This window comes from Mycolicibacterium flavescens, from assembly GCF_001722335.1.
GTDB lineage: Bacteria > Actinomycetota > Actinomycetes > Mycobacteriales > Mycobacteriaceae > Mycobacterium > Mycobacterium flavescens.
The window spans coordinates 61,150-86,071 of record NZ_MIHA01000023.1 but is presented as its reverse complement, the minus strand read 5'-3'; the positions used below and the strand labels follow the sequence as shown (position 1 = coordinate 86,071).

Annotated in this window: 26 protein-coding genes; 14 read left to right on the top strand and 12 right to left on the bottom strand. The window is 69.8% G+C overall.

Annotated elements, in window-relative coordinates; all coding sequences use genetic code 11:
• Positions 1 to 3: 3 nt before the first annotated feature.
• The 4 genes from BHQ18_RS24535 to ppgK all read right to left on the bottom strand — a co-directional run bounded on the left by BHQ18_RS24535 (position 4) and on the right by ppgK (position 4,494).
• The gene (locus tag BHQ18_RS24535; RefSeq protein WP_069416258.1) at positions 4 to 771 is read right to left on the bottom strand and encodes an FkbM family methyltransferase; all 768 of its coding nucleotides are present in this window, start codon (positions 769 to 771) and stop codon (positions 4 to 6) included.
• A 74-nt stretch (positions 772 to 845) separates the two neighbouring features.
• Positions 846 to 1,910, bottom strand: a complete 1,065-nt coding sequence (locus tag BHQ18_RS24530) for a methyltransferase (RefSeq protein ID WP_234794303.1) — start codon at positions 1,908 to 1,910, stop codon at positions 846 to 848.
• A gap of 142 nt (positions 1,911 to 2,052) precedes the next feature.
• The gene (locus BHQ18_RS24525) at positions 2,053 to 3,507 is read right to left on the bottom strand and encodes an RNA polymerase sigma factor (RefSeq protein ID WP_084294341.1); all 1,455 of its coding nucleotides are present in this window, start codon (positions 3,505 to 3,507) and stop codon (positions 2,053 to 2,055) included.
• A 180-nt stretch (positions 3,508 to 3,687) separates the two neighbouring features.
• Positions 3,688 to 4,494 carry a polyphosphate--glucose phosphotransferase gene (gene ppgK, locus BHQ18_RS24520; RefSeq protein WP_069416255.1) on the bottom strand — a complete coding sequence of 269 codons (807 nt, stop codon included), beginning with the start codon at positions 4,492 to 4,494 and terminating at the stop codon, positions 3,688 to 3,690.
• Positions 4,495 to 4,654: 160 nt separating this feature from the next.
• On the opposite strand from ppgK, the gene BHQ18_RS24515 reads away from it, so the two are divergent.
• Complete coding sequence (locus tag BHQ18_RS24515) at positions 4,655 to 5,506, top strand: inositol monophosphatase family protein (RefSeq protein ID WP_069416254.1); 852 nt, start codon at positions 4,655 to 4,657, stop codon at positions 5,504 to 5,506.
• Positions 5,507 to 5,516: 10 nt separating this feature from the next.
• On the opposite strand, the gene cei is transcribed toward BHQ18_RS24515, so the two are convergent.
• Complete coding sequence (cei, locus tag BHQ18_RS24510; RefSeq protein WP_069416253.1) at positions 5,517 to 6,173, bottom strand: envelope integrity protein Cei; 657 nt, start codon at positions 6,171 to 6,173, stop codon at positions 5,517 to 5,519.
• Positions 6,174 to 6,350: 177 nt separating this feature from the next.
• Here cei and BHQ18_RS24505 point away from each other — a divergent pair, with 177 nt between their 5' ends.
• Entirely contained in the window at positions 6,351 to 6,653 is a 303-nt protein-coding gene (locus BHQ18_RS24505; RefSeq protein ID WP_069416252.1) for a DUF4193 domain-containing protein, read from the top strand.
• A 6-nt stretch (positions 6,654 to 6,659) separates the two neighbouring features.
• Here the strand turns inward: BHQ18_RS24505 and BHQ18_RS24500 are convergent, their stop codons facing one another.
• Positions 6,660 to 7,136 carry a DUF3093 domain-containing protein gene (locus BHQ18_RS24500; RefSeq protein ID WP_069416251.1) on the bottom strand — a complete coding sequence of 159 codons (477 nt, stop codon included), beginning with the start codon at positions 7,134 to 7,136 and terminating at the stop codon, positions 6,660 to 6,662.
• Between the two features lie 25 nt (positions 7,137 to 7,161).
• Here BHQ18_RS24500 and dut point away from each other — a divergent pair, with 25 nt between their 5' ends.
• Together dut and BHQ18_RS24490 are read left to right on the top strand one after the other, a co-directional pair.
• Complete coding sequence (gene dut / locus BHQ18_RS24495) at positions 7,162 to 7,626, top strand: dUTP diphosphatase (protein ID WP_069416250.1); 465 nt, start codon at positions 7,162 to 7,164, stop codon at positions 7,624 to 7,626.
• A gap of 1 nt (position 7,627) precedes the next feature.
• Positions 7,628 to 8,419 (top strand): DUF3710 domain-containing protein, encoded by a 792-nt coding sequence (locus BHQ18_RS24490; protein ID WP_069416249.1) that lies wholly within the window; start codon positions 7,628 to 7,630, stop codon positions 8,417 to 8,419.
• 3 nt (positions 8,420 to 8,422) lie between these two features.
• Here the strand turns inward: BHQ18_RS24490 and BHQ18_RS24485 are convergent, their stop codons facing one another.
• Positions 8,423 to 9,121, bottom strand: coding sequence for a serine aminopeptidase domain-containing protein (locus tag BHQ18_RS24485; protein WP_069416248.1), 699 nt, complete (start codon positions 9,119 to 9,121; stop codon positions 8,423 to 8,425).
• A gap of 133 nt (positions 9,122 to 9,254) precedes the next feature.
• On the opposite strand from BHQ18_RS24485, the gene BHQ18_RS24480 reads away from it, so the two are divergent.
• The 3 genes from BHQ18_RS24480 to BHQ18_RS24470 are packed head-to-tail and all read left to right on the top strand — an operon-like array spanning position 9,255 to position 11,795.
• Complete coding sequence (locus BHQ18_RS24480) at positions 9,255 to 9,626, top strand: OB-fold nucleic acid binding domain-containing protein (protein ID WP_069416247.1); 372 nt, start codon at positions 9,255 to 9,257, stop codon at positions 9,624 to 9,626.
• Complete coding sequence (locus tag BHQ18_RS24475; RefSeq protein WP_069416246.1) at positions 9,623 to 10,360, top strand: DUF3159 domain-containing protein; 738 nt, start codon at positions 9,623 to 9,625, stop codon at positions 10,358 to 10,360. The genes BHQ18_RS24480 and BHQ18_RS24475 overlap by 4 nt, the downstream gene beginning before the upstream one ends.
• Entirely contained in the window at positions 10,350 to 11,795 is a 1,446-nt protein-coding gene (locus BHQ18_RS24470; protein WP_069416245.1) for an MFS transporter, read from the top strand. The genes BHQ18_RS24475 and BHQ18_RS24470 overlap by 11 nt, the downstream gene beginning before the upstream one ends.
• Before the next feature lies 1 nt (position 11,796).
• Here BHQ18_RS24470 and BHQ18_RS24465 read toward each other — a convergent pair whose 3' ends face one another.
• Both BHQ18_RS24465 and BHQ18_RS24460 read right to left on the bottom strand, forming a co-directional pair.
• The gene (locus BHQ18_RS24465) at positions 11,797 to 12,462 is read right to left on the bottom strand and encodes a potassium channel family protein (RefSeq protein ID WP_069416244.1); all 666 of its coding nucleotides are present in this window, start codon (positions 12,460 to 12,462) and stop codon (positions 11,797 to 11,799) included.
• Complete coding sequence (locus BHQ18_RS24460; RefSeq protein ID WP_084294325.1) at positions 12,459 to 13,130, bottom strand: potassium channel family protein; 672 nt, start codon at positions 13,128 to 13,130, stop codon at positions 12,459 to 12,461. Before BHQ18_RS24460 ends, BHQ18_RS24465 begins: the two co-directional genes overlap by 4 nt.
• A 77-nt stretch (positions 13,131 to 13,207) precedes the next feature.
• On the opposite strand from BHQ18_RS24460, the gene BHQ18_RS24455 reads away from it, so the two are divergent.
• The 5 genes from BHQ18_RS24455 to dxs all read left to right on the top strand — a co-directional run bounded on the left by BHQ18_RS24455 (position 13,208) and on the right by dxs (position 20,353).
• Complete coding sequence (locus BHQ18_RS24455; RefSeq protein WP_205866185.1) at positions 13,208 to 15,211, top strand: APC family permease; 2,004 nt, start codon at positions 13,208 to 13,210, stop codon at positions 15,209 to 15,211.
• Complete coding sequence (locus tag BHQ18_RS24450; protein ID WP_069416242.1) at positions 15,211 to 16,416, top strand: class I SAM-dependent RNA methyltransferase; 1,206 nt, start codon at positions 15,211 to 15,213, stop codon at positions 16,414 to 16,416. Before BHQ18_RS24455 ends, BHQ18_RS24450 begins: the two co-directional genes overlap by 1 nt.
• 80 nt (positions 16,417 to 16,496) lie before the next feature.
• Positions 16,497 to 16,976, top strand: coding sequence for an MSMEG_6728 family protein (locus tag BHQ18_RS24445; RefSeq protein WP_069416241.1), 480 nt, complete (start codon positions 16,497 to 16,499; stop codon positions 16,974 to 16,976).
• Between the two features lie 106 nt (positions 16,977 to 17,082).
• A complete protein-coding gene (nhaA, locus tag BHQ18_RS24440; RefSeq protein WP_069416240.1) occupies positions 17,083 to 18,411 on the top strand; it encodes a Na+/H+ antiporter NhaA in 1,329 nt (442 codons plus the stop codon).
• Positions 18,412 to 18,439: 28 nt separating this feature from the next.
• Positions 18,440 to 20,353, top strand: a complete 1,914-nt coding sequence (gene dxs, locus BHQ18_RS24435; protein ID WP_069416239.1) for a 1-deoxy-D-xylulose-5-phosphate synthase — start codon at positions 18,440 to 18,442, stop codon at positions 20,351 to 20,353.
• Here the strand turns inward: dxs and BHQ18_RS24430 are convergent.
• Positions 20,350 to 20,859 (bottom strand): phosphate-starvation-inducible PsiE family protein, encoded by a 510-nt coding sequence (locus BHQ18_RS24430; RefSeq protein WP_069416238.1) that lies wholly within the window; start codon positions 20,857 to 20,859, stop codon positions 20,350 to 20,352. The two genes, dxs and BHQ18_RS24430, sit on opposite strands and share 4 nt — an antisense overlap.
• Positions 20,860 to 20,959: 100 nt before the next feature.
• Between BHQ18_RS24430 and BHQ18_RS24425 the strand changes: the two genes are divergently transcribed.
• On the top strand, positions 20,960 to 21,988 hold the full coding sequence (locus BHQ18_RS24425; RefSeq protein ID WP_205866184.1) for an alpha/beta hydrolase family protein: 1,029 nt from the start codon (positions 20,960 to 20,962) through the stop codon (positions 21,986 to 21,988).
• 24 nt (positions 21,989 to 22,012) lie between these two features.
• Positions 22,013 to 22,915 carry an alpha/beta fold hydrolase gene (locus BHQ18_RS24420; RefSeq protein ID WP_069416236.1) on the top strand — a complete coding sequence of 301 codons (903 nt, stop codon included), beginning with the start codon at positions 22,013 to 22,015 and terminating at the stop codon, positions 22,913 to 22,915.
• Between the two features lie 48 nt (positions 22,916 to 22,963).
• Here BHQ18_RS24420 and BHQ18_RS24415 read toward each other — a convergent pair whose 3' ends face one another.
• Positions 22,964 to 24,280 carry a ribonuclease D gene (locus BHQ18_RS24415; RefSeq protein ID WP_069416235.1) on the bottom strand — a complete coding sequence of 439 codons (1,317 nt, stop codon included), beginning with the start codon at positions 24,278 to 24,280 and terminating at the stop codon, positions 22,964 to 22,966.
• Between the two features lie 2 nt (positions 24,281 to 24,282).
• The gene (locus BHQ18_RS24410) at positions 24,283 to 24,819 is read right to left on the bottom strand and encodes a DUF3000 domain-containing protein (protein WP_234794302.1); all 537 of its coding nucleotides are present in this window, start codon (positions 24,817 to 24,819) and stop codon (positions 24,283 to 24,285) included.
• Positions 24,820 to 24,922 lie beyond the last annotated feature (103 nt).

Genomic DNA, 24,922 nt, shown 5'->3' with positions numbered 1-24,922 from the left:
TGCTCAGGCGGCCAGGCTCTGCCGGACCCGCCTCAGGCCCTCGGCGTTGTCGGGGTGCACGAAGACGAAGTTGTTGACGTAGTCCGCGCTGCGGCCGCCGCCGACGGACTTCGCGTTCTCCGGTCGCTGGAGGGTGGCGGCGTCGAAGTCGGCGCCCTGGTGCAGGACGCCGCGGTGAAGGTAGTAGCCGCGGTAGCCGATCCGCTCGAAGAACGCGAACGACTGCTCGACACCGCCCGGGTTGTGCCGCTCTTCGCATTCGACGATGCAGACCGGTTTGGTTGTTGCCAGAGTCTGCGCGGCGCCGTGCAGGACACGCAGTTCGTGTCCCTCCACGTCGATCTTGATCAACGCGAGCCGGTCCAGCCCGAGATGGTCGACAGTAGTGGTCGGCACCGTCATAGTCCGCAGCGCGAAACCGGGATTGGCGTCGGGCTGAAGTGAGCACCGGGTGGTGACGGCACGGCCCCGTCGCACCGGCACGTGCAAGGTGGTGCTGCCCACGTCGTCGGACAGCGCGACCGGCAGCACCTGGTTCTCGCCCGTGATGATGCGGCGCAGTCCGCCGATCAGGTCGGGGTGCGCCTCGACGGCGATCACCCGACGGAACCGGCCGAGCGCGAAGAACGAGTAGACGCCGCTGTTCGCGCCGACATCGAGGAAGTCGCGGTCCGGATCGGCCAGCAGCGGCAGCAATTTCAGTTCGGGCTCACCGCTGTCGAGTTCCCGGTTGACGCGATGACGGGCACGCGCAGTGGTGACGAGGCTCACGGACCGTAGGCTAGCGACGCGGAAACAAGATCACCGGCGAACGAGTCGAATTGCGTGACCGGTGTCTTCGACGGTCAGGCCGGTGACGCCTCGATGATCGAGATCGGCGCGACTGTGTCAACGACGCGGTCGAGCCGGAACCCGGCCTGCTGCAACAGCTTTGAGAAGTCGTCGCGGGTGCGTTCCCGTCCGCCGACGGTGACCAGCATCTCGAGGTCCAATTGGAAGCCGATGAAATCGTCGGCGCGGTCGGGCAGCACCATCTCGAAGAGCAGCAGCTTGCCACCGGGCGCGATCGCGGTGCGGACGTTGCGCAGGATTGTCACCGAGTCCGCGTCGTTCCAGTCGTGGATGATGTTCTTCATCACGTAGGCGTCACCGCCTTCGGGGACCCGGTCGAAGAACGATCCGGCCTCCGCCGAGCAGCGCTCGGTCAGCCCGGCGGATCGGAATGTGGCGTCGGCGCCGCTGACCACCGACGCCAGGTCGTAGACCACGCCGCGGGCCGACGGTGCGCGACGCAGGATCGTCGACAGCAGCAGACCGTGACCGCCGCCGACGTCGACGATCAGCTTGAAGGTCGTGAAATCGTATTGGCTCAAAGCGATTTCGTTGGTGATTCCGCTCGTCGCGGTCATCGCGTTGTTGAACACCTGGGCCAGGTCGCGGTCCTTTTCCAGGTAGTCCCAATACGACATGCCGCGTAGCTTCTGCACCGTCGGCTCACCCGTCTGCACCGAATGCAACAGGTTGCCCCAGTCCTCCCAGCGCGCCTGGTGTCCGATGAACAGCACCATGTCGCGCATCGATTCGGGCACGTCTGAGCGCAGCGACCGTCCGACCTTGGTCAGGGCGAACGTGTCATCGCGGCGGTGCGAGAGCAGCCCTTTCGACGCCAACGCCCGCATCAGGCGGTACAGCGCGTCGGGGTCGGCGCCCACCCGTTCGGCGAGCACATCCGCGCGGGTGGGCCCGGCCGCCAACTGGTCGGGGAGGCCGAGTTTCACGGCCACATACATCGTCTGGGTCGTCCAGCCGCCGGTGACCATCTCGAGGATGGCGACGCTGCCGGGCACCGTGGAGCGATGGAGGCGTTGCAGTCCCGCGCGGATACGGTTGACGGCGCGGACAACCGGCATCGGCGGAACCTTTGCGGGTTTGGCGTGTTTTTCAGCCACGGGCTGGAAGAGTACAGACTCCGCAATATGTGCGCGAGCAGACGCGAAATGCCCCTCCGCGGCGCGCGGAAGGGGCATTTTGCGTCTGCTCGGCGGGAGGAGCCTAGTCGAGGTAGTCGCGCAGCACCTGAGAGCGGCTCGGGTGCCGCAACTTCGACATCGTCTTCGACTCGATCTGGCGGATCCGCTCGCGGGTGACGCCGTAGACCTGGCCGATCTCGTCGAGGGTGCGCGGCTGGCCGTCGGTGAGGCCGAACCGCAGCCGCACCACGCCGGCCTCGCGCTCCGAGAGCGTCTCGAGCACCGACTGCAGCTGATCCTGCAGCAGCGTGAAGCTCACCGCGTCGACGGCGACCACGGCCTCGGAGTCCTCGATGAAGTCGCCGAGCTGCGAGTCGCCCTCGTCGCCGATGGTCTGGTCCAGCGAGATCGGCTCACGCGCGTACTGCTGGATCTCCAGCACCTTCTCGGGCGTGATGTCCATTTCCTTGGCCAGCTCTTCGGGCGTGGGTTCGCGGCCCAGGTCCTGAAGCAGCTCACGCTGGATGCGGCCGAGCTTGTTGATGACCTCGACCATGTGCACCGGGATGCGGATGGTGCGGGCCTGGTCGGCCATCGCGCGGGTGATCGCCTGGCGGATCCACCACGTCGCGTAGGTCGAGAACTTGTAGCCCTTGGTGTAGTCGAACTTCTCCACGGCGCGGATCAGGCCCAGGTTGCCCTCCTGGATGAGGTCCAGGAACGCCATGCCGCGGCCGGTGTAGCGCTTGGCCAGCGACACCACCAGGCGCAGGTTCGCCTCCAGCAGGTGGTTTTTCGCGCGGTCGCCGTCGCGGCAGATCCACGTCATGTCGCGGCGTTCGGTCGGCGTGAACTTCTCGCCCTTGGCCGCCTTCTCCGCCATCAGCTGGGTGGCGTACAGGCCGGCTTCGATGCGCTTGGCCAGCTCGACCTCTTCTTCGGCGTTGAGCAGCGCCACCTTGCCGATCTGCTTGAGATAGGCGCGCACCGAGTCGGCCGAGGCGGTGAGTTCGGCATCCTTGCGGGCCTGCCGCAGCGCCTCGGACTCCTCCTCGTCCCAGACGAAGTCGCCGGAGGCCTTGTCCTTCTCGGACGGTTCGGCGATCTCGTCGTCCTCGGCGGCGGCGTCAGTGGTCGCGGCGGCCGGAGTGTCGCCCTCGGCGGTCTCCTCGGCGTCGTCGCCGGACTCGACCTCGAGATCCTCCAGGTCGATGTCGGTGTCCTCGACCTCGAGTTCCTCGCCGGGTTCGGCTTCGAGGTCGTCGTTGTCGAGTTCGTCGGTCTCGACCTCACCCTTGGTGGCGTCCGGATCGGCGGAGGTGGCCTTCTTCGCGCGGGTCGCGGGCCCCTTCGCCTTGGCCGCGCGCTTCGCCGGGGCCTTGGCGGCCTTCTTGGCCGGAGCCGCGGTCTTGGCGGCCTTCTTGGCCGGCGCTGTCCCGTTGGCGGCCTTCGCCGCGGTCGCCTTCTTGGCGGGGGCCTTGGTGGCGGTGCGCTTCACCGGCTCATCGGTTGCCGGGCTTGCTTTTGTCGCTGCCACGAACACCCTTTCGTTGTGCTACTCCTCGGCGGGCAGGGATGTGCCTCATCGAAAAGCGTCGGCTGTCGAATATTGGCGGTTGAGATCGCCGCTTATCCGGGCTGCGGCCGCCGTCGACCATTGTAACGACAGTGTGGGGCAGCGCCGCCCCGAGCGGCAAATTGCTGGTCCCCGGCGTGGCTACTTGGCGGTAGCAGTGACGTCGACGTCCGCGGCCATCGCAGCGCCGACGATGCCCGCGGTGTTCTGCAGCGCCGCGGCGACCACCGGAACACGGTTCTTCAGCAGCGGGATCCACTTGTGGGCCTTGCGGCTGATGCCGCCGCCGGCGATGAACAGGTCGGGCCAGATCGCGTTCTCGATGGCCACCAGCACGCTGGTCACCTCGACGGTCCAGCGTTCGTAGCTCCAGTCCTTGCGCTCCTTGACCGAAGACGCCGCGCGGTGCTCGGCTTCTTTGCCGCCGACCTCGAGATGGCCGAACTCGGTGTTGGGCAGCAGCACCCCGTTGTGGATGACCGCCGACCCGATACCCGTGCCGAACGTCAGCAGCACGATCACGCCGGTGTTGTCGCGGCCCGCGCCGAACTTCTCCTCGGCCAGGCCGGCGGCGTCGGCGTCGTTGAGCACGGTGATCTGCTGGCCGTCGAGTTCGGCCGAGATCGCGTCCCGGGCGTTGACGCCGATCCACGCCTTGTCGACGTTGGCCGCGGTGCGCACGATTCCGTTGGTCACCACGCCGGGGTAGGTGACGCCCAGCTTCTCGGTCCAGCCGAACTCGCGGGTCACCGCGGCGACGGTCTTGGCGACGGCGTCGGGGGTGGCCGGTTGCGGGGTGGGCAGCTTGAACCGGTCGCCGATCAGCTGTCCGGTGTCCAGGTCGACGATGCCGCCCTTGACTCCGCTGCCGCCGACGTCGATGCCGAATCCACGGCGCTGACCGCTACCGGCACTTGGCGCGACGGCGGATGAATCGGTCGCGGTCATGTGCGCTCCTCAACTTCGCCAGACGGACCCCGGCCGGGTCATGCGCCACACCTTAGTGGCTCGGGAAAAACAATGCGGCGCTGTCGCCCAAGGTGTTGCCCACCCTGTTGCGACACCACCGGTTCGCGACAACGCCGGCCAAACGTGCTGCGATGGGTGGGTGTCAGAAACCGACGATCCCGTCCTGCTGCGCTCGATCGCCGAGCAACTGGCCGCCGAGGCCGCGGCCTTCGTCCGCCGGCGCCGCGCCGAGGTCTTCGGGGCGGCGCAGGCCGACCGACCCGACGTGCAGACCAAGAGTTCACCCACCGACCCCGTCACGGTCGTCGACACCGAGACCGAGCGGTTGCTGCGCGACCGGCTCGCGGTGCTGCGCCCTGGCGAGCACGTGCTCGGCGAGGAGGAGGGCGGCGGCGAGGGTATCCGCGGCGGCGAGCTGACCTGGGTGCTCGATCCGATCGACGGCACGGTGAACTTCGTCTACGGACTGCCCGCGTACGCGGTGTCGGTGGCGGTACAGCGCGACGGTGTCTCGGTGGCCGGCGCGGTCGCCGACGTGCCGGCGGACACGGTCTATTCGGCCGCGGTCGGCGACGGCGCCCACCTGCGCACCGCCGGCGGCGTGGTCCCGCTGCGCGCCAGCAGCGCCGCCGAACTGTCGCAGTCGCTGCTGGGCACCGGGTTCTCCTACGACCGCGCGCAGCGGGCCCGCCAGGCCGACGTCCTGACCCGGGTGCTGCCGGAGGTGCGCGACGTGCGCCGGATCGGGTCGTGCGCGCTGGACCTGTGCATGGTCGCGGCGGGCCAGCTCGACGCCTACTACGAAGACGGTGTGCGGGTGTGGGACTGGGCCGCGGGCGCCCTGATCGCGGCCGAGGCCGGCGCCGCCGTGGCACTGCCGACGGGTCCGGGTGTCACCGGCGCGCCCGGCTTCATCGCCGCCGCGGCGCCGGGCGTCGCGGCGGCCCTGCGGGATCTGCTCGGGCAGGCGACGGGGTCCGGCGCGCAGTGACAGCTCGCGGTCAGCAGGCCGCCGAGTGGATCTTGGTCAGCAGCGCCGAGTCGGCGGCCTGGGTGGCGTCCGGGCGCAGGCTGGCGAGCACCGCTTCGATGTCGTCGCTGCTGCTGAGCTCGGTGAACTCGGTGCCCAACGCGAGGTCGACGGTGTCGTCGGGGCGTTCGTCCTGGAACAGTTCGGCACACGGGGCGACCAGCCACACCGCGGCCGCGGCCGCCCGGCCCGCCTCCCCGAACCGGATCTGTCCCTGGCACTGAAGCCGGGCGGTGGTGTAGATCGGGTCGTTGGCCGCGATCGGTTCCGCGAAACCGAGGTCCTTCAACGCCGAAGCCACCTCGGCGGCCTGACCACCCTGGCCGCTGGCGTTGAGCACCTGGATCCGGGTGTCGGCGAGGCGGGCGGGGGTGACCTCCACCATGTCGGCGCGCGAGACCTGCGTGCCCAGCGGTGGCGGCGGCGGCGCGCCCTCGGCGGGCGCGGGCGGCGGGTTGCACGCGACCGCCTCGGGAATGTCGGCAGGCTGGTTGAGGGCGATCACCCACACCATCAGCGTCACCACCGACAGCGCGGCGAACAGCAAAATTCCCGGCAGGTAGTTTCGCCGGCGGAACGGGCGCCCGTGCTTGTCGAACGCCGTTCCGTCAGTGATTTGCGCGACCACGCATGCACTCTAAAGCCCCTGTTGCTGGGCCCTTCGAGTGGCACGATGCCCCGTGTGACATAAATCACAGTGGAACGGGTACCAATACGGGCACGAATCATTTGGTGGATGCGTTCGACGCTGGTACAAAGCTCTGTCGCACAAGGTTTAGAAAAGGGTTGTTCGGAGGGGACGACGATGGCTACCGATTACGACGCCCCACGGCGCACCGAGACCGACGACGTCTCAGAAGATTCGCTCGAAGAGCTCAAGGCGCGGCGTAACGAGGCCCAGTCGGCGGTCGTCGACGTCGACGAGTCAGAGTCCGCCGAGAACTTCGAGTTGCCCGGTGCCGACCTGTCGGGCGAGGAACTGTCGGTGCGGGTGATCCCCAAACAGGCCGACGAATTCACCTGCTCGAGCTGCTTCCTGGTGCACCACCGCAGCCGTCTGGCCAGCGAGAAGAACGGCATGATGATCTGCTCGGACTGCGCCGCCTGAGCGCGCTCAACTGCGCAGCGCCGCCAACACCCGGTCCGGGTGCCGCGAACTGACCAACCAGTACGGCGTCGGATCCTCGGGATCGTCGAGAACCAGAAGAACCATGGGGCCCACCCACGCGCGGTGCACGACGTACGCGGCCGGGTCGAGTTGTCGGCCCAGCGCCGCCGACTTGGCGCTGCGCGGCACCTCCGCCGACCGCGACACCACCCCGGCAGGCAGATGGGCGGGCCCGACCCACAGCTCGGTGTCCTCGCCGCCGCCGACCACCCGCAGTTCGGTGCGCCCCAGCCACAGCAGCGCGACGGCCGCGACCGGCAGCAGCACCGCGTACGGCAGCCATTCGGGCAGCGACGGCACGCCCAGGGTGAATTCGAACGCGATCAGCGCCGCGACGCCCATCCCGGGCAGCCACCACCACCACGGCACCCAGAGCCGCTCGCGGTAGCGCACGGATTGCGACGTGGCGCGCGTGTCGGTCACGGAGCCAAGAGTAATCTCTGACGTCGTGCCCACCTCTCTGGCGGTCGTGCGCCTGGACCCGGATCTGCCGATGCCGAGCCGTGCCCACGACGGCGACGCCGGTGTCGATCTCTACAGCGCGCTCGACGTCGAGTTGGCGCCCGGTCACCGGGCGCTGGTGCCGACCGGTATTGCGGTGGCCATTCCGCACGGAATGGTCGGGCTCGTTCACCCGCGGTCGGGTTTGGCTGCGCGCGTTGGGCTTTCGATCGTGAACAGCCCCGGGACCATCGACGCCGGGTATCGCGGCGAAATCAAGGTGGCACTGATCAACCTCGACCCCGCGGAACCGATCTTCGTGCGGCGCGGCGACCGCATCGCGCAATTGCTGGTTCAGCGGGTCGAGTTACCCGAGCTTGTCGAGGTCACGTCCTTCGACGAGGCAGGATTGGGTGAGACCACCCGTGGCGATGGCGGCCACGGTTCCTCCGGCGGACATGCGAGTTTGTGAGATGGCATTCGGAAGACGAAAAGGCGGCGACGGCCGCGACGACGAGCAGGCGGCAGACCAGACCGGCGCAGGTCGGCACGAAGACACGGCCGAGCCCGACGGCGCTGACGAGCTCGACGGCCCGTTCGACATCGAGGACTTCGACGACGCGGCCACGGCAGGCACCGGTCGGCTGGACCTGGGGTCGGTTCTGATCCCGCTGCCCGCGGCCGGTCAGGTCCAGGTCGAGCTGAGCCAGCAGGGGGTGCCCAGCGCGATCTGGGTGGTCACGCCCAACGGGCGGTTCACCATCGCGGCCTACGCCGCCCCCAAGACCGCCGGGCTGTGGCGGGAGATCGCCGGCGAACTGGCCGACTCGCTGCGCAAGGACGGCGCGCAGGTGTCGATCCAGGACGGTCGGTGGGGCCGCGAGGTGGTCGGGCTGGCGCAGGCGCCCGGGGGACAGGCCGCGCAGGGTCAGCCCGGCGTGGTGCGTTTCATCGGCGTCGACGGCTACCGGTGGATGATCCGCTGCGTGGTCAACGGACCGCAGGACCAGATCGAGGCACTGGCTGCCGAGGCTCGAGAAGCGCTGGCCGACACCGTGGTTCGTCGCGGCGACACGCCGCTGCCGGTGCGCACCCCGCTGCCTGTGGAGCTGCCCGAGCCGATGGCCAACCAGCTGCGCGCCGCCGCCGAACAGGCCGCCGCCCAGCAGGCCGGTCTGCAGCAGCCGCCGCCGCCCGAGCCGGCCGCGCGTCGCAGCGCGCAGGGTTCGGCCATGCAGCAGCTGCGCACGATCACCGGCGGCTGAACCTCACGCCTCCAGCAGGGCCGCCACGCACGCGGCGCCCAGCCTTGCCGGGTCGGCGCCCAGTTCGTCGAGTGTGAGCGTGCGCAGCGCCGCGCGCGGCACCGCGGCGGCCCATTCGGCGGCGACTTCGATCGGGTGGACCGGATCGTCGACCGCCGCGGCGATACCCATCGGCACCGTCAGGCGCCCCAGTTCGGCGATCGTGGGCGCGACGTAGCCCGCGGCCTCCTCCATCGCATCCGGTAGCGCCGGCCACTGGCCGAGCCACGAACGGCTCAACTCGTCGGCCAACCACGGCGGGCTGCCGGCCCGCATCGTCGCGGTCGCCGCCGCGATGCCGTCGCGGCGCAGCAACGTCGCCGAGTGACGGGCCGCGGCCGCGGCGGGCGCAGTCAGCGGGGATCCCGTCCAGGCCGGCAGCGCCGCGAGCACCCCGACCGCGCGACCCGGATGCGCCAGTGCCCACGCCGTGGCGACGGCCGCGCCGATCGACACCCCGCCGACCGCGACCGGCCCGGAGCGGGCCGCCTCGTCGAGCACCTCGCGGTACCCGGCGACGAGCCGGTGCGGTTGCGGCGCCGGGGTCACCACCGTGGCGCCTTCGGCGTGCAGGGCCGCCGAAAACGCCCGGTAGACGAAGTCGTCGTCGGATCCGGTGCCCGGCAGCAGGACCGTGGTGACACCGCCAAGAGTGACCGTCATGCCTTGATCGTGCCCTGCCCGAAACCGCCCCGGCGTGGCGAGGTGACCCCACGTGGCATCTTGGAACCAACAGGTCTACCGTGGCGTTGATTGGGGTAGATCCACGGTGGATCTGCGATAGTCAGGAGAGGCCATGGCTACGGCCGAAGGGTATCTGCGCCGGCTGACTCGGCGGTTGACGGAAGACCCGGAGCAACTCGACGTCGAAGAGCTCAGCGACGAAGCCGCCATGACCGGCGCCCAGAAGGCCATCGACTGTGAGCGCGGCCAGGAAGTGACGATGATCGGCACCCTGCGCAGCGTCGAGTGCAACGGCAAGGGCTGCGCGGGCGGTGTGAAGGCCGAACTGTTCGACGGCACCGACACGGTGATGCTGGTGTGGCTCGGGCAGCGCCGTATCCCGGGCATCGAGTCGGGCCGCACGCTCAAGGTGCACGGCCGGGTCGGCAAGCTCGACAGCGGCGTCAAGGCGATCTACAACCCCCACTACGAGATTCAGAAGTGAGCGAACCCGGATCCGCGCCGGGCACCTCGCACAGCCAAGACACCGGGTCGCCGGCCCCCGACCGCAGCCCCGGCTACCGGGCCAACGCCGTGCTGGCGCAGATGGGTGGCGTCAGCGGGCTGATCTACTCTTCGCTGCCGGTCCTGGTGTTCGTCCCCGTCTCCCAACTCGTCGGCCTCGTCCCGGCCATCGTGGCCGCGCTCGGCGCTGCGGCGCTGATCCTGGTGCTGCGGCTGGTCCGCCGCGAATCCGCCCAACCGGCCATCTCGGGCTTCTTCGGGGTCGGGATCTGCGCGTTGATCGCCTACCTGATGGGCGAGTCGAAGGGCTACTTCCTGCTCGGCATCTGGACCTCGCTGTTCTGGGCGACGGTGTTCGGGCTCTCGGTGCTGCTGCGCCGCCCGGTCGTCGGCTACATCTGGAGCTGGATCAACGGCCACGGCCGCGACTGGCGGCGGGTCCGCAAGGCGGTCACCGCGTTCGACATCGCCACCATGGTGTGGGTGGTCGTGTTCGGCTCCCGCTTCGTCGTGCAGAACCACCTCTACGACGCCGATCAGACCGGCTGGCTCGGTGTCGCGCGCATCGCGATGGGCTGGCCGCTGACGGCGGTCGCCGCGCTGGTCACCTACTTCGCGATCCGCGCCGCGCAGCGCGCGCTCCCGCCGGCAGAGGAGCCTGCTGAAACCGATGACGCCGAGCAGGGTGACGTGACGCAATCGGATGCCCGCTGAGGACTCCGACCGGCCGCTGATCGCGGTCGCGGTCCTCGCGTCGTTCGTGGCGTTCCTCGACGGCTCGGTGGTCAACCTGGCGTTGCCGGCGATCAGCCGCGACTTCGCCGTCGCCGGCGCGTCCGGTCTCGCGCTGCAGCAGTGGGTGCTCGACGGGTATCTGCTCGCGCTGGGCGCGCTGATCCTGGTGGCCGGCGCGGTCTCTGACCAGTTCGGCCGGCTCGCGGTGCTGCGCGCCGGCCTGGTGGTGTTCGCGCTCGCCTCGGTGCTGTGCGCGCTCGCGCCCAGCGGGGAGATATTGGTGGCCGCGCGGGTGCTGCAGGGCGTCGGGGCCGCGTTCCTGGTGCCCAGTTCGCTCGCGATGATCAACGCCCGTTTCACCGGCGATGCGCAGGCCCGCGCGATCGGCACGTGGACCGCTTGGACCGGAACGGCGTTCGTGATCGGCCCGCTTCTGGGCGGGGTCCTGGTCGACGCGCTCGACTGGCGCTGGATCTTCGGGGTGAATCTGCTCCCGCTCGCGGTGACGTTGGCGCTGACCACCCGGCTGCCGGCCGACGACGTCTCCGGGCGCCGGGCCGGCCGGGTCGACTGGGTGGGCGCGACGCTCAACGCCGCCGGCCTCACCGCGGTCGTCTACGCGCTGATCGAGGGGCAGCGGTTCGGCTTCGACCACCCGGGCGTCGTCGCCGCGCTGGTGCTCGGCGGCGCGTGCCTGGTGGCCTTCCCGCTGTGGGAGCGGCGCGTCGCGCACCCGATGATGCCGCTGCAGATCTTCGCCGCGCGCAACTTCCTGGTCGGCAACCTGACCACGGTGTTCCTCTACGCGGCGGTGTCGCTCGGCATGCTGATCGTGGCGCTGTTCCTGCAGCAGACCGCGGGCCTGGGCGCCACCGAGGCGGGTCTGGTGATGCTGCCGATCCCGGTGCTGTCGTTTCTGCTGGCCCGCCGGTTCGGGACGCTGGCGGGCAGGCACGGCCCGCGGCTGTTCATGGCCGTCGGCCCGGTGGTGGCGGCCGCCGGTTTCGTGCTGATGGCCGGTGTGCGGGCGCCGGTCGACGTGTGGACCGAAGTGCTGCCCGGCCTGGTGGTGTTCGGTCTGGGCCTGACCATCACGGTCTCGCCGCTGACCGCGGCGGTGCTGGCCGCGGTCGAGCCGTCGCAGAGCGGTATCGGATCGGCGGTCAACAACGCGATCTCGCGGATCGCCGGGCTGATCGCGGTGGCGTTCACCGGCGTGATCGTCGGTGGCGCAGTCGATTTCGACGGCTTCCGGTCCGGCGCGCTGGTGACGGCCGCGCTGTTCGCGACGGCGGGTGTTATCGCGGCGGTCGGGATCCGCAACGAGCAGTGCGACGTCGCGCGCATCCCGGCTGCGTCGGTCGCCGGGTGCCACGACCGCGCGACCCCGCCGCCCGCGCCGGCGGGCCGCTGACTCAGCGCTGCTGCGGGTGCAGCAGCAGTTCCTGCAGTTGGTCCTCGACCTCGGAGACCGCCACGAACAACAACTCGTCGCCGCCTTCGAGCGGCTCGTCGGATTCGGGCACGATCACCCGCGCGCCCCGCAGGATCGTCACCAGCGCGCAGTCGCGGGGCAGTTCGAGCCGCTTGACCGGCTTGCCGCCCCACGGCGTGTCGTCGGGCAGCGTGATCTCGACCAGGTTGGCCTGGCCCTTGCGAAACTCCATCAGCCGCACCAGATCCCCGACCGCGACCGCCTCCTCGACCAGTGAGGCCAGCATCCGCGGTGTCGACACCGCGACGTCGACGCCCCAGTTCTCGTCGAACAGCCACTCGTTGCGCGGGTCGTTGACGCGGGCCACCACCCGCGACACCGCGAACTCGGTCTTGGCCAGCAGGCTGACCACGACGTTGACCTTGTCGTCGCCGGTCGCGGCGATCACCACGTCGAACTGTTCGAGACCGATGGACTCCAGCACGGTCAGCTCGCACGCGTCGCCCAGGCGCCACTGCGCGGCCGGGATCGCGTCGACGTCGATGTGGTCGGGGTTGCGTTCCAGCAGTGTCACGTCGTGGGCGTCGACGAGTTCGCGGGCGATGGACCGGCCGACGGCACCGGCCCCGGCGATCGCGACTTTCATGCCTCGAAGTCCTCGCCGGGCGGCAGCGCCGCGATGGCCAGCGCTTCGGCGATGTGTCCGGCGATCGCGGCCAGGAACACCTGATCGCTGGCCTGGATGACGGTCTTGGCGTCGGGCAGCAGGCCGGCGCCGAACCGGATCAGGAACGCCACCCGCCCGCCGGTGGCCGCCTCCAGGTCGGTGATCCGCCGTCCCACCCACGACTCGTGGATCGCCAGTTCGGTCACCCCGACATTGCCGGTCGGGTCGCGCCACTTGGCGGTCTCGGTCTCGCGGGTCAGCACATTGAGCAGGCGGTCGGTGGTCCACGGCACCGTCGCCACGGTCGGGATGCCCAGCCGTTCGTAGACCGCCGCGCGTTTGGCGTCGTAGATGCGGGCGACCACGCGCTCCACGCCGAAGGTCTCGCGGGCCACCCGCGCCGAGATGATGTTCGAGTTGTCACCCGAAGACACCGCGGCGAACGCGCCGGCCTCCTCGATGCCGGCCCGCAGCAACACGTCGCGGTCAAACCCCATCCCGAGGACCCGCTCGCCGGAGAACTCCGGCGAGAGCCGGTGGAAGGCGGTGCTGTCGCGGTCGATGACCGCGACGTCGTGGCCGATCCGGGCCAGGCTGTCCGAGAGCGACGCGCCCACCCGGCCGCAGCCCATCACCACTACACGCACTCCACGGTCCTTCCTGTCGAACCCGCGCAGTCGGAACGCTACAGCTTTCTGACGGTTATCTGCCTTCGGGCTTACTCTTGGCTCTCGTGTCCAAGCTTTCCACCGTCGCGCGGCGGTTGGTTCTAGGCAGGCCGTTCCGCAGCGACAAGCTTTCGCACACGCTGCTGCCCAAACGCATCGCCCTTCCGGTGTTCGCCTCCGACGCGCTGTCGTCGGTGGCCTACGCGCCGGAGGAGATCTTCCTGGTGCTGTCGGTGGCCGGGCTGGCCGCGTACTCGATGACACCGTGGATCGGCCTGGCCGTGGCCGGGGTGATGGTGATCGTCATCGCCAGCTACCGGCAGAACGTGCACGCCTACCCGTCCGGCGGCGGCGACTACGAGGTGGTCACCACCAACCTGGGGCCGACCGCGGGATTGACGGTGGCCAGCGCGCTGCTGGTCGACTACGTGCTCACGGTCGCGGTGTCGATGTCGTCGGCGATGTCGAACATCGGCTCGGCGGTGCCGTTCATCAACCACCACAAGGTGCTGTTCGCGGTGATCGCGATCCTGCTGCTGGCCTCGATGAACCTGCGCGGGATCCGGGAGTCGGGCATCGCGTTCGCGATCCCCACCTACGCGTTCGTGATCGGCATGGTGGCGATGCTCGGGTGGGGGTTCTTTCAGATCTTCGTGCTCGACGAGCAGTTGGCGGCCGAATCCGCCGGTTTCGAAATGCATTCCGAGCACGGGGAGATTCTCGGCTTCGCGTTGGTCTTCCTGGTCGCCCGCGCGTTCTCGTCGGGCAGCGCGGCGCTGACCGGGGTGGAGGCGATCAGCAACGGGGTGCCGGCGTTCCGCAAGCCCAAGTCGCGCAACGCCGCGACGACGCTGGCGCTGCTCGGTTTGATCGCGGTCACCTTGTTCATGGGAATCATCATGTTGGCCAAGGAAACCGGCGTGAAGATCGCCGAGCGTCCGCACGAGCAACTGGTCGGCGCGCCGCCGGACTACCACCAGAAGACTTTGATCGCGCAGCTGGCCGACGCGGTGTTCGGTGACTTTACGATCGGGCTGTTCCTGATCGCCGGTGTCACCGCGCTGATCCTCGTGCTGGCGGCCAACACCGCGTTCAACGGTTTCCCCGTGCTGGGTTCGATTCTCGCGCAGGACCGGTATCTGCCGCGCCAACTGCACACCCGCGGGGACCGGCTGGCGTTCTCCAACGGCATCCTGTTTCTGGCGTTCGCGGCGATCGCGTTCGTCGTGGCGTTCCGCGCCGAGGTCACCGCGCTCATCCAGCTCTACATCGTCGGTGTGTTCGTCTCGTTCACGCTCAGCCAGGTCGGTATGGTGCGGCACTGGACGCGGCTGCTGCGCACCGAGACCGACGCCGTGATCCGCAGCCGGATGGCGCGTTCGCGGGTGATCAACGCGATCGGCTGCGCGTGCACCGGTACCGTCCTGGTCATCGTGGTGGTCACCAAATTCGTTGCCGGCGCGTGGATCGCGATCCTGGCGATGGCCGGAATGTTCGTCATCATGAAGCTGATCCGCAAGCACTACGACACCGTGGCGCGTGAACTGGAGGAGCAGGCCGCCGACGACACCGACATGGTGCTGCCGAGCCGCAACCACGCCGTCGTGCTGGTCTCCAAACTGCATCTGCCGACCCTGCGGGCGCTGGCCTACGCCAGGGCCACCCGCCCCGACATGCTGGAGGCGATCACCGTCAGCGTCGACGACGGTGAGACCCGCGCGCTGGTGCACAAGTGGGAGAACAGCGACATCAGCGTCCCGCTCAAGGTCATCGCCTCGCCGTACCGCGAGATCACCCGCCCGGTACTCGATTACGTCAAACGGATCAGCAAGGAGTCTCCGCGCACCGTCGTCACGGTGTTCATTCCGGAGTACGTGGTCGGGCACTGGTGGGAGCAGATCCTGCACAACCAGAGCGCGCTGCGGCTCAAGGGCCGGCTGCTGTTCGAGCCGAACGTCATGGTGACTTCCGTTCCGTGGCAATTGAATTCGTCGGAGCGGCTCAAGAAGCTGCAGCCGCAGTCGGCGCCCGGCGACGCGCGCAGAGGCTTCCTCGAGTGATGTCCGAGCTGACGCTGACCGTCGGGCCGCCCGCCAATGGAGGTAGCTGCGTGGCCCGTCACGAGGGCCGGGTGGTGTTCGTGCGCTACGCGTTACCGGGGGAGACCGTGCGCGCCCGGGTGGTCAGCGACCGCGGATCGTACTGGCATGCCGACACCGTCGAGGTGCTCGAGCCCTCGCCCGACCGGGTCGCCTCGATCTGCCCGATCGCCGGTGTGCACGGCGCCGGCTGCTGCGACATGGCGTTCGCGACGCCCGATGCGGTGCGCCGGCTCAAGGGTCAGGTTGTCGCCAATCAGCTGTCGCGGCTCGGCGGTTACGACTGGCGCGACGAATCCGCCGCCAGCGCCGAACCGGTCGGCGACGGTGCGGCCACCGGCTGGCGCACCCGCGTGCGGTTGGACACCACCGCCGACGGGCGGGCCGGATTCCACCGCTTCCACAGCGCCGAGCTGGTCACCGACCTGTCCTGCGCGCAACTGCCGGCCGGAATGCTCGACGGGCTCGACGCGCGCACCTGGCCGCCGGGGGCGCAGCTGCATGTCGCGCTCGACGACGACGGTCGGCGAAACGTCGTCCAGTCCGGTCCGCAGCCGGCGAACAGGAAGGCGCGCAAGGCGCCCACCCAGGTGATCGAGGGCGGGTACGAGGCGGTGCAGCGGGTCGGCGGGCGCACGTGGCGGGTGCCGGTCACCGCGTTCTGGCAGGCGCACCGTGAGGCTGCGCGTGTCTACAGCGAGCTGGTGGCGGGCTGGGCGCAGCTGAGCGACGGGATGACGGCGTGGGACTTGTACGGCGGCGCAGGCGTTTTCGCGGCCGTACTGGCCGAGGCGGTCGGCGACACCGGTGAGGTCGTCACCGTCGACACCTCGCGCGGCTCGGCGCGGGCAGCGCGGGCCGCGCTGGCCGACCTGGGTTGTGTGTCGGTGGTCACCGACTCGGTGCGACGGGCGCTGACCGGCCGCCGCCGCCGCGCCGACGTCGCGGTGCTCGACCCGCCGCGCACCGGTGCCGGACGCGAGGTGATCGACCTGCTCGCGGCGGCCGGGGTGCCGCGGGTGATCCACATCGGCTGTGAGGCCGCGTCGTTCGCCCGTGACGTCGGGCTCTACCGCGGGCACGGCTACGACGTCGAGGAGTTGCGGGTGTTCGACTCGTTCCCGCTGACCCATCACGTGGAGTGCATCGCGCTCTTGAGTCGTTGACTCTGCGGTGAGTCCGTGTTTCTGGCCGAAATCCCGTCCGGAGCGCAGAGTCAACGCACAGAACGGGTATTCCGCGAGGGATGCAGACATTTCTGCCCTGCCCGCGGTTCGACGAGACCGCGCGCGTCCTCGATCCCAAGCGGCTCGGCAAGCAGCGCGTCGAGACCATCCAGGTCGTGCGGGCGCTGACCGTGCCCGGCTACGGGTGGCGCCACCACCCGGCCGCGGCGATGTGGGCGGGCTACGAGGAGGCGCTGGTCCGCTACGGGCTCGACATCTGCGCGGCCTGGTGCCTGCTGGGGCATGCCGACACCTGCGCGACGACGATGGTCACCGATCTGACGGCGCACACCGGCATCGGCACCCCGCGCTCCCAGGACGAACTGGCCGCGGCGGGGGAGTTGCCGTTCTGGCTGGGCGACGAGGCGTTTCACCGCAGCCACCAGTCGGTGCTGGTGCGCAAGGACCCCGGCCACTACCGCAGGTTCTTCGCCGACGTGCCCGACGATCTGGAGTACATCTGGCCCGGTTCGGACCGACCGCGCCGGGTCGCGGTCTGAACCCGGACGGTCAGCGCGACCGTCGACCGTGCAATAGGGTTGCCCTCAGGTGTGCCGGGAAGTCTGGTCGGCGTCTGATTCGTCGACCCGGAGGTTGGGACCCGCTGTGACTGCCAAGCCGCGCCGCCGGACCGGTACCCGGGCGTTTTTCTCCCGCGGCACCTGGGCCGAAGCCAGCCGCGTCTCGGAGGTCCTGCGCAAAGAAACCGTCGGCGGCGCGGTGCTGCTGGTCGCTGCTGCAGTGGCCCTGATCTGGGCCAACTCGCCGTGGTCGGAAACCTATTTCGCGCTGCGCGACCTGGAGGTCGGCGGCGAGCCGTTCGGACTTCACCTGACGCTCACGCTCGGGACGTGGGCGGCCGACGGGCTGCTCGCGGTGTTCTTCTTCGTCGTCGGACTCGAACTCAAACGCGAGTTCGTCGCCGGTGATCTGCGAGACCCCGCCCGCGCGGTGCTGCCGATCGCCGCCGCCGTCGGCGGCATGGTGGTGCCGGCCCTGATCTTCGTCGCGGTCACCCTGCCCGTGGGCGACGGCGCCACCCGCGGCTGGGCGATCCCGACGGCGACCGACATCGCGTTCGCGGTCGCGGTGCTGGCCGTCATCTCCACCCACCTGCCGGCCGCGCTGCGGATCTTCCTGCTGACCCTGGCGGTGGTCGACGACCTGCTCGCGGTGCTGGTGATCGCGGTGTTCTACACCGAGGACATCAACGTGTGGGCACTCGCGGCGACACTGGTGCCGCTCGCGCTGTTCGTGTTCTGCGTGCAGCGCAGGATCCGGGCGTGGTGGCTGCTGGTCCCGCTGGCGGTGGCCACCTGGGTGCTCATGCACGAATCCGGTGTCCACGCGACGGTCGCGGGCGTGCTGCTCGGCTTCGCGGTACCCGTGCGGCGGTCCGAGGCGGCCGGCGGCCCGGACGCCGGGCCCGGCCTGGCCGAACAGTTCGAGCACCGCATCCGCCCGCTGTCGGCGGGGGTGGCGGTGCCGGTGTTCGCGTTCTTCGCCGCCGGGGTCGCCATCGGCGGTCTCGACGGGTTCACCCGGGCGCTGTCCGATCCGATCACGCTCGGGATCGTGCTCGGGCTGGTGGTCGGCAAACCCGTCGGCATCTTCCTCACGACACGGCTCCTGGCGGGTTTCACCAGGGCCAACCTCGACGACGCGGTCCGGTGGATCGACGTGTTCGGCATCGCGGTGCTCGCCGGGATCGGGTTCACGGTGTCCCTGCTCATCGGCGACCTGGCGTACGGCCTGGGTTCAGAACGTGACGAATTCGTGAAGATCGGTGTGCTGACCGGATCGCTGGTGTCGGCGGTGCTGGCGGCCGTCCTGTTGCGGCTGCGCAACCGGCGCTACCGGGCAATATGGGAGCAGGAGACCGCCGACGCCGACCACGACGGTGTGCCCGACATCTACCAAGCTCGGCAGGACTGACTACGACGGGCGTGCGTAGACTGACGGAATGCTTGAACAGATCCGCGGACCCGCTGATCTGCAGCACCTTACGCAGTCGCAGCTGAGCGACCTGGCGCGCGAGATCCGTGAATTTCTGATCCACAAGGTCGCTGCAACCGGCGGGCATCTCGGCCCCAACCTCGGGGTCGTCGAGCTCAGCTTGGCGCTGCACCGCGTCTTCGACTCGCCGCACGACCCGATCATCTTCGACACCGGACACCAGTCCTATGTGCACAAGATGCTGACCGGGCGCAGCCACGAGTTCGACACCCTGCGCAAGAAGGGCGGGCTGTCGGGCTATCCGTCGCGCGAGGAGAGCGAGCACGACTGGGTCGAATCCAGCCACGCCAGCGCCGCGCTGTCCTACGCCGACGGGCTGGCCAAGGCCTTCGAGCTGAACGGGCACCGCAACCGGCACGTGGTCGCCGTCGTCGGTGACGGCGCGTTGACCGGCGGCATGTGCTGGGAGGCGCTGAACAACATCGCCGCCGCCCGGCGCCCGGTCGTGATCGTCGTCAACGACAACGGCCGCAGCTACGCACCCACGATCGGCGGGTTCGCCGAGCACCTGGCCGGCCTGCGGCTGCAGCCGGGGTATGAGCGCGTCCTCGAAGAGGGCCGCAAGGCGGTGCGCGGGGTCCCGGTCATCGGCGAGTTCTGCTACCAGTGCATGCACTCGATCAAGGCCGGCATCAAGGACGCCCTGTCGCCGCAGGTGATGTTCACCGATCTGGGTCTGAAGTACGTCGGGCCGATCGACGGGCACGACGAGCAGGCGGTCGAGTCGGCGCTGCGGCACGCGCGCGGCTTCAACATGCCGGTGATCGTGCACGTCGTCACCCGCAAGGGCATGGGGTACGCGCCCGCGGAGAACGACGAGGCCGACCAGATGCACGCCTGCGGCGTCATCGACCCCGAGACCGGTCTGGCCACCACGGTGCCCGGCCCCGGCTGGACGTCGACGTTCTCCGACGCGCTGATCGCGCAGGCCGCCCGGCGCCGCGACGTGGTGGCGATCACCGCCGCGATGCCCGGTCCGACCGGGCTCACGGCGTTCCGTCAGCGGTTCCCCGACCGGTTCTTCGACGTCGGCATCGCCGAACAGCACGCGATGACCTCGGCGGCCGGTCTGGCGATGGGCGGGCTGCATCCGGTCGTCGCGATCTACTCGACGTTCCTGAACCGGGCGTTCGACCAGGTGATGATGGACGTCGCGCTGCACAAGCTGCCGGTGACGATGGTGCTGGACCGGTCCGGCGTCACCGGTCCCGACGGCGCCAGCCACAACGGCATGTGGGACCTGTCGATGCTGGGCATCGTGCCCGGTATGCGGGTCGCCGCACCGCGTGACGGCGCCCGGCTGCGCGAGGAACTCGGCGAAGCGCTCGACGTCAACGACGGGCCGACCGCGATCCGGTTTCCCAAAGGCGATGTCGGCGAGGACATCCCGGCACTGGAACGCCGCGACGGTGTCGACGTGCTGGCCGTGCCCGCCGACAATCTGTCCGACGACGTGCTGCTCGTCGCGGTGGGTCCGTTCGCGGCGATGGCGATGTCGGTCGCCGACCTGCTGCGCAACCAGGGCATCGGCGTCACGGTCGTGGACCCGCGCTGGGTGCTTCCGGTCCCCGAGGTGATCGCCGACCTGGCCCGCGGGCACAGGCTGGTCGTCACGCTCGAGGACAACGGTGTCAACGGCGGCATCGGGTCGGCGGTGTCGGCGGCGTTGCGGCGCAGGGAGATCGACGTGCCGTGCCGCGATGTGGGGCTGCCGCAGGAGTTCTTCGCGCAGGCGTCGCGCGGTGAGGTGCTCGCCGAGGTCGGCCTGACCGACCGCACGGTGGCGCGCCAGATCACCGGCTGGGTCGCCGCGCAGGGGGCGGCGGTCACCGAACCCGAAGTCAGCGAACGCCTGGACTAGTTCTCGTCGGCCACCTCGGCGGCGTCGTCTCTGGCGCCGTGGCGCTGCACCCGCAGCACGAAGATCGACAGCGTCAGGATCAGCACCAGCGCGCCCAGGACACCGACCTGCACGATGGCGCGCGCGAATTCCGGGCCGTTGGGCACCAGCTTGGCTGCCTCGACCGACATCACGACGATTTCCTTGATGCAGGCCAGGATCCCGACGATGAGGAACGGTTCGGCGACGATCTCGTGTGAGCGCAGCGAGGTGCGCACAGCGTAGAGCAGTTCGACGAAGATGAAGATCAGCAGCAGCCCGTCGAGCACTTCGAGCATCACCGCGCTGGTGGGGCTGTTGCCCAGGCCGCGGATGATCGTGTTGACCTGCGCGACGAGCAGGGCCACCGACCCGGCGAGCAGCACGACGGCGATCGCCCAGTACACCGCGTCCTCGGCGAAGCTCAGCACCCGGTCGGCGAACCGCTGCCGGTCCTCTTCGTGCTCGGTCTCGTCCTGCTCCGCCATCCGCTCACGCTATGCCGATTTCCGCGCCGGCCGGGGCAGTTCGCGCCTGTTCGTCTGAGGCCGGCGGCGACGCTGAGGCGGCCAACGATAGGGTCGAGCAATGAAATCCGTTGCCGTCGTTCGTATTCTGATGACCGCGCTACTGTGCGTGGGTTTCGCGGCGGGTCCGGGTGTGGCGCACGCGGCGGACTGGTCGGGTCTGGACGCCCGTCACTACGACGGTCCGGTGCACGGCGCCGGCGCGCTGATCGAATCGGTGCCGCTGGACCCGGCGCTGTCGGTGACCGGTGCGGGGGCGGCCTACCGCATCCTGTACGCCACGGTCGACCAGCACGACCGCCCGGCGGTCAGCACCGGCGTGGTGTTCACGCCGAGAACGCCGTCGCCCCCTGGCGGATGGCCGGTAGTGGCCTGGGCGCACGGCACCGTCGGCCTCGGCGACGACTGCACACCGTCGGCCCGGCCGCGCAGCGAGCGCGACGACGAGTACCTGACCCACTGGCTCGACCAGGGTTACGCGGTGGTCGCCAGCGACTACGCCGGCCTCGGCACGCCGGGGCTGATGAGCTACCTCAACAGCGTGACCACCGCGCGCGGCGTGGTGGATTCGGTGATCGCGGCCCACCGGATGGGGTTGGCGCTGTCGCCGAAGTGGGCGGTCGTCGGCCAGTCGCAGGGCGGGGCGGCGGCCGTCGCGACCGCGCGGTGGGCCACCGACTTCAGCGCCGGCGCGGGCCTGGATTTCCGCGGGGTCGTTGCCACCGGCACCCCCGCCCACGTCGAGAACATCGTCAAACAGGCGGGCCCGGACATGGTCGTGCCCGCCGCGCTGGCCGACATGACCGTGCCGGGGTTCTTCACCGCGCCGCTGACGTCGGTGCCCGGCGCCACCGAGGCTGTCGACGCGTACATGGGCATCCCGGCCGATGGCTACGACCGGCCGGTCTTCCTCGGCGTCGGTCTGCGGGATCGCGACGTCCCGCCCGAGTTGACGCTGCGGTTCTCCGAGCAGCTGTCCGCCAACGGCGAAGACGTGACGCTGAAGGTGTATCCCGAGCAGGACCACAGCGGCACCGTGCTGGCCTCGCTGCCGGACTCGACGCCGTTTCTGGCGCGACAGTTCAGCTGAGTCGCCGCGGGTTAGGCTGCGGCGATGGACGCCGAGTTGCAGCGCTGGAAGGCCGCCGGGCAGTACTTCGACTACCTGGGGTTCGAGATCTTCTACCGGGTCGACGGGCCGGCGCTCGGCACCGCACCCGTGCTGCTGGCGGTGCACGGCTACCCGTTCAACTCGTGGGACTGGTCGCTGATTTGGCCGTCGCTGACCGAGCGCTTCACGGTCGTCGCCCCGGACATGATCGGGATGGGGTTCTCGGCCAAACCGCCGGCCTACGGCTATTCCGTTGCCGACCACGCCGACATGCACGAAGCGCTGCTCGAGCACCTCGGAGTGCAGCGCTGTCACCTGCTGGCCCACGACCTCGGCGACTCGGTGGGTCAGGAGTTGTTGGCGCGCAGCGAATTCGGTGAGCACAGCTACGGGTCGGTCCGGTACGAGTCGATAACCTGGCTCAACGGCGGACTGTTCAACGAGGCCTACACGCCGCGGACGATGCAGAAGCTGATGTCCGGAACTTCGTTGGGCGACATGCTCAGCCCCCTGCAGGGCAGCCCGCTGTCGCGCCGGATCCTCGAATCCACCATCAACGAGATGTTCGGGCCCGACACCAAACCGTCACGCGCACTGATGGACCGGTTCCACGAGATCCTCGAGTACAACGACGGCAAGAAGGTGCTGCACAAGGTGGGCCGCTTCATCGGCGACCGCTACACCCACCGCAACCGGTGGGTCCGCGCCATGCGGCAGACCGCGGTGCCGATGCGCCTGATCGACGGCCCGGTCGACCCGAACTCGGGCGCCCATATGGCCCGGCGCTACGCCGAGGTCATTCCGAACGCCGACGTGGTGATGCTGTCGGAGCGCGTCGGCCACTGGCCGCAACTCGAGGCGCCCGACGAGGTGCTCACCCACTTCTTCGCCCACGTCACCATTTGACGCCGAGCAGTCGCAAAGTGTCCTATTTTCGGCCACTTTCAGGGCATTTCACGTCTGCCCGCCGGAGGACTCGCCGGAGGACTCGTCGGAGTTGCGCAGCGCCTCGGCGAGCACCGGCACCGTCAACTCCCGCTGCCACTGCCGCACCCGCGCCTCGGCCAGGAACGAGTCGACGGTCGCGGCGACGTCATCGGTGTCGGCGCGCAGCTCCCAGTCCCAGCACAGCCGGCGCACGACGTCGGGGGAGATGAGGTTCTCGGTCGGCACCGAAACCCGTTGCGACACTTCGGTGAGCGCGGCGCGTGCGGCCTCCAGGCGAGCGGCGGCCTCAGGTTTGCGCCGGGCCCACCTTGACGCGGGCGGGGGTCCGTTCGACGGCTCCTGCGACTTCGGCGGGTCGTCGGTGGTGCGCGCCCGGTTCAGCGCGTCCAGCCACACTTTCGCGCTGCGGCGCTGGCGGTTGCCGCCGAACACCGGCAGCGCGGTGAGCTTCTCGATCGTGTCGGGGTCGGTGGTCGCGGCGTTGACGATCGCCGAGTCCGGCAGGATCCGGCCCGGCGCGATGTCGCGCCGCTGGGCGATCTGGTCGCGGGCGGTCCACAGTTCGCGCACCGCGGCCAGCGCCCGCGGATCGCGGACCTTGTGGATGCCCGACGTGCGTCGCCACCGGTCCCGGCGGGTCGGCGAGGGCTCAAAGGTTCGCAGGTGTTCGAATTCCTGTGCCGCCCAGTCGGTTTTGCCCTGCTCCTCGAGCACGGCGGCGACCGCGTTGCGTAGATCGATCAGCACCTCGACGTCGAGCGCCGCGTAGTTGAGCCATTCGTCGGGCAGCGGCCGCTGCGACCAGTCCGCGGCGCCGTGACCCTTCATCAACTGCAGCCCCAGCAGCCGCTGGACCATCGCGGCGAGGTTGACCTTGTCGTAGCCGGCCAGCCGGCCCGCCAGTTCGGTGTCGTAGAGCCGCAGCGGCCGGATACCGAGTTCGGCCAGGCACGGCAGGTCCTGGTCGGCGGCGTGCAGCACCCACTCGTCGGTCGCCAGCACCTCGGCCACCGGCGCCAGCGCGGTGACCGGATCGGCGCCGTGGCTGACCGGGTCGATCAGCACGGTGCCGGCGCCCTCACGCCGGATCTGGATCAGGTAGGCGCGGTTGGAGTAGCGGAAGCCCGACGCCCGCTCGGCGTCGACCGCGAACGGGCCGTGCCCGGACGCCAGGAACTCCGCGGCCCGGCGGATCTCGCTGACGCTGATCGACAGATCGGGCACCCCGTCGCGGGGCGCGAGCAGCGGGGTGGCCTCGGGTTCGGCCGGATCGCCGGTTTCGGTGGCCAGCTCTGGGGAGTCGGCGTGTTCGTCGTCGACCATCGTCAAGCGCGCGTGCGGGAGCTCAGGTCGGTGACACCCTGCGGCGGCAGCCCGGCGGCGTGCTCGAGCACCTCGCAGAACGCCTCGACGTGCGGCCCGAGATCCAGCGTCGTCGCCGTCCACGACGCCCGCAGCTCGAGTTGATGCGCGCGCGGCGGGCCGGAGATGTCGCCGTAGCGCACCGAGGTGGTCGCGGTGACGGTCCCACCGAGCGCGGTGACGTGCTCCTCGCGCTGGGCCAGCGCGTCGACGAGCCAACTCCACGCGACCTCGGGCAGCAGCGGGTCGACCGCCTCGCTGGAATCGAGGTCGGCCTGGATGTAGGCGACCAGTCGCATCGTGCCGTCCCAGGCCTCCGCGCCCTCGGGGTCGTGCAGCAGGATCAGCCGGCCGAACGCGTCGCCTTCGGAGCGCTCCGGCACGATTGCCGTCTCGGGGTGGCGGACCTCGGCGCCCAGCGCGTAGCTGAACGGTGCCAGCCGCTGCGGCGGGCGGATCGGGCCCAGCTCGATCTCCGGTCGCACGGTGGTGGCATTCATCGCCGCCACCGCTTCACGGAACTGGGCCGGTTCGGCGGTGGTCACGACGATTGACGCTAGACCATCTGAGCAGGTCTGTGCGCATGGCGCGCCGATCTGGCCG

Bases quoted from the DNA above. Each gene is read 5' to 3' on its own strand.
- BHQ18_RS24530 (WP_234794303.1), bottom strand. From the start codon at position 1,910: ATGCCGGTTGTCCGCGCCGTCAACCGTATCCGCGCGGGACTGCAACGC.
- ppgK (WP_069416255.1), bottom strand. From the start codon at position 4,494: ATGACCGCGACCGATTCATCCGCCGTCGCGCCAAGTGCCGGTAGCGGT.
- BHQ18_RS24505 (WP_069416252.1), top strand. From the start codon at position 6,351: ATGGCTACCGATTACGACGCCCCACGGCGCACCGAGACCGACGACGTC.
- BHQ18_RS24490 (WP_069416249.1), top strand. From the start codon at position 7,628: ATGGCATTCGGAAGACGAAAAGGCGGCGACGGCCGCGACGACGAGCAG.
- BHQ18_RS24485 (WP_069416248.1), bottom strand. From the start codon at position 9,121: ATGACGGTCACTCTTGGCGGTGTCACCACGGTCCTGCTGCCGGGCACC.
- BHQ18_RS24480 (WP_069416247.1), top strand. From the start codon at position 9,255: ATGGCTACGGCCGAAGGGTATCTGCGCCGGCTGACTCGGCGGTTGACG.
- BHQ18_RS24470 (WP_069416245.1), top strand. From the start codon at position 10,350: ATGCCCGCTGAGGACTCCGACCGGCCGCTGATCGCGGTCGCGGTCCTC.
- BHQ18_RS24465 (WP_069416244.1), bottom strand. From the start codon at position 12,462: ATGAAAGTCGCGATCGCCGGGGCCGGTGCCGTCGGCCGGTCCATCGCC.
- BHQ18_RS24450 (WP_069416242.1), top strand. From the start codon at position 15,211: ATGTCCGAGCTGACGCTGACCGTCGGGCCGCCCGCCAATGGAGGTAGC.
- BHQ18_RS24445 (WP_069416241.1), top strand. From the start codon at position 16,497: ATGCAGACATTTCTGCCCTGCCCGCGGTTCGACGAGACCGCGCGCGTC.
- dxs (WP_069416239.1), top strand. From the start codon at position 18,440: ATGCTTGAACAGATCCGCGGACCCGCTGATCTGCAGCACCTTACGCAG.
- BHQ18_RS24430 (WP_069416238.1), bottom strand. From the start codon at position 20,859: ATGGCGGAGCAGGACGAGACCGAGCACGAAGAGGACCGGCAGCGGTTC.
- BHQ18_RS24425 (WP_205866184.1), top strand. From the start codon at position 20,960: ATGAAATCCGTTGCCGTCGTTCGTATTCTGATGACCGCGCTACTGTGC.
- BHQ18_RS24420 (WP_069416236.1), top strand. From the start codon at position 22,013: ATGGACGCCGAGTTGCAGCGCTGGAAGGCCGCCGGGCAGTACTTCGAC.
- BHQ18_RS24415 (WP_069416235.1), bottom strand. From the start codon at position 24,280: ATGGTCGACGACGAACACGCCGACTCCCCAGAGCTGGCCACCGAAACC.
- BHQ18_RS24410 (WP_234794302.1), bottom strand. From the start codon at position 24,819: ATGAATGCCACCACCGTGCGACCGGAGATCGAGCTGGGCCCGATCCGC.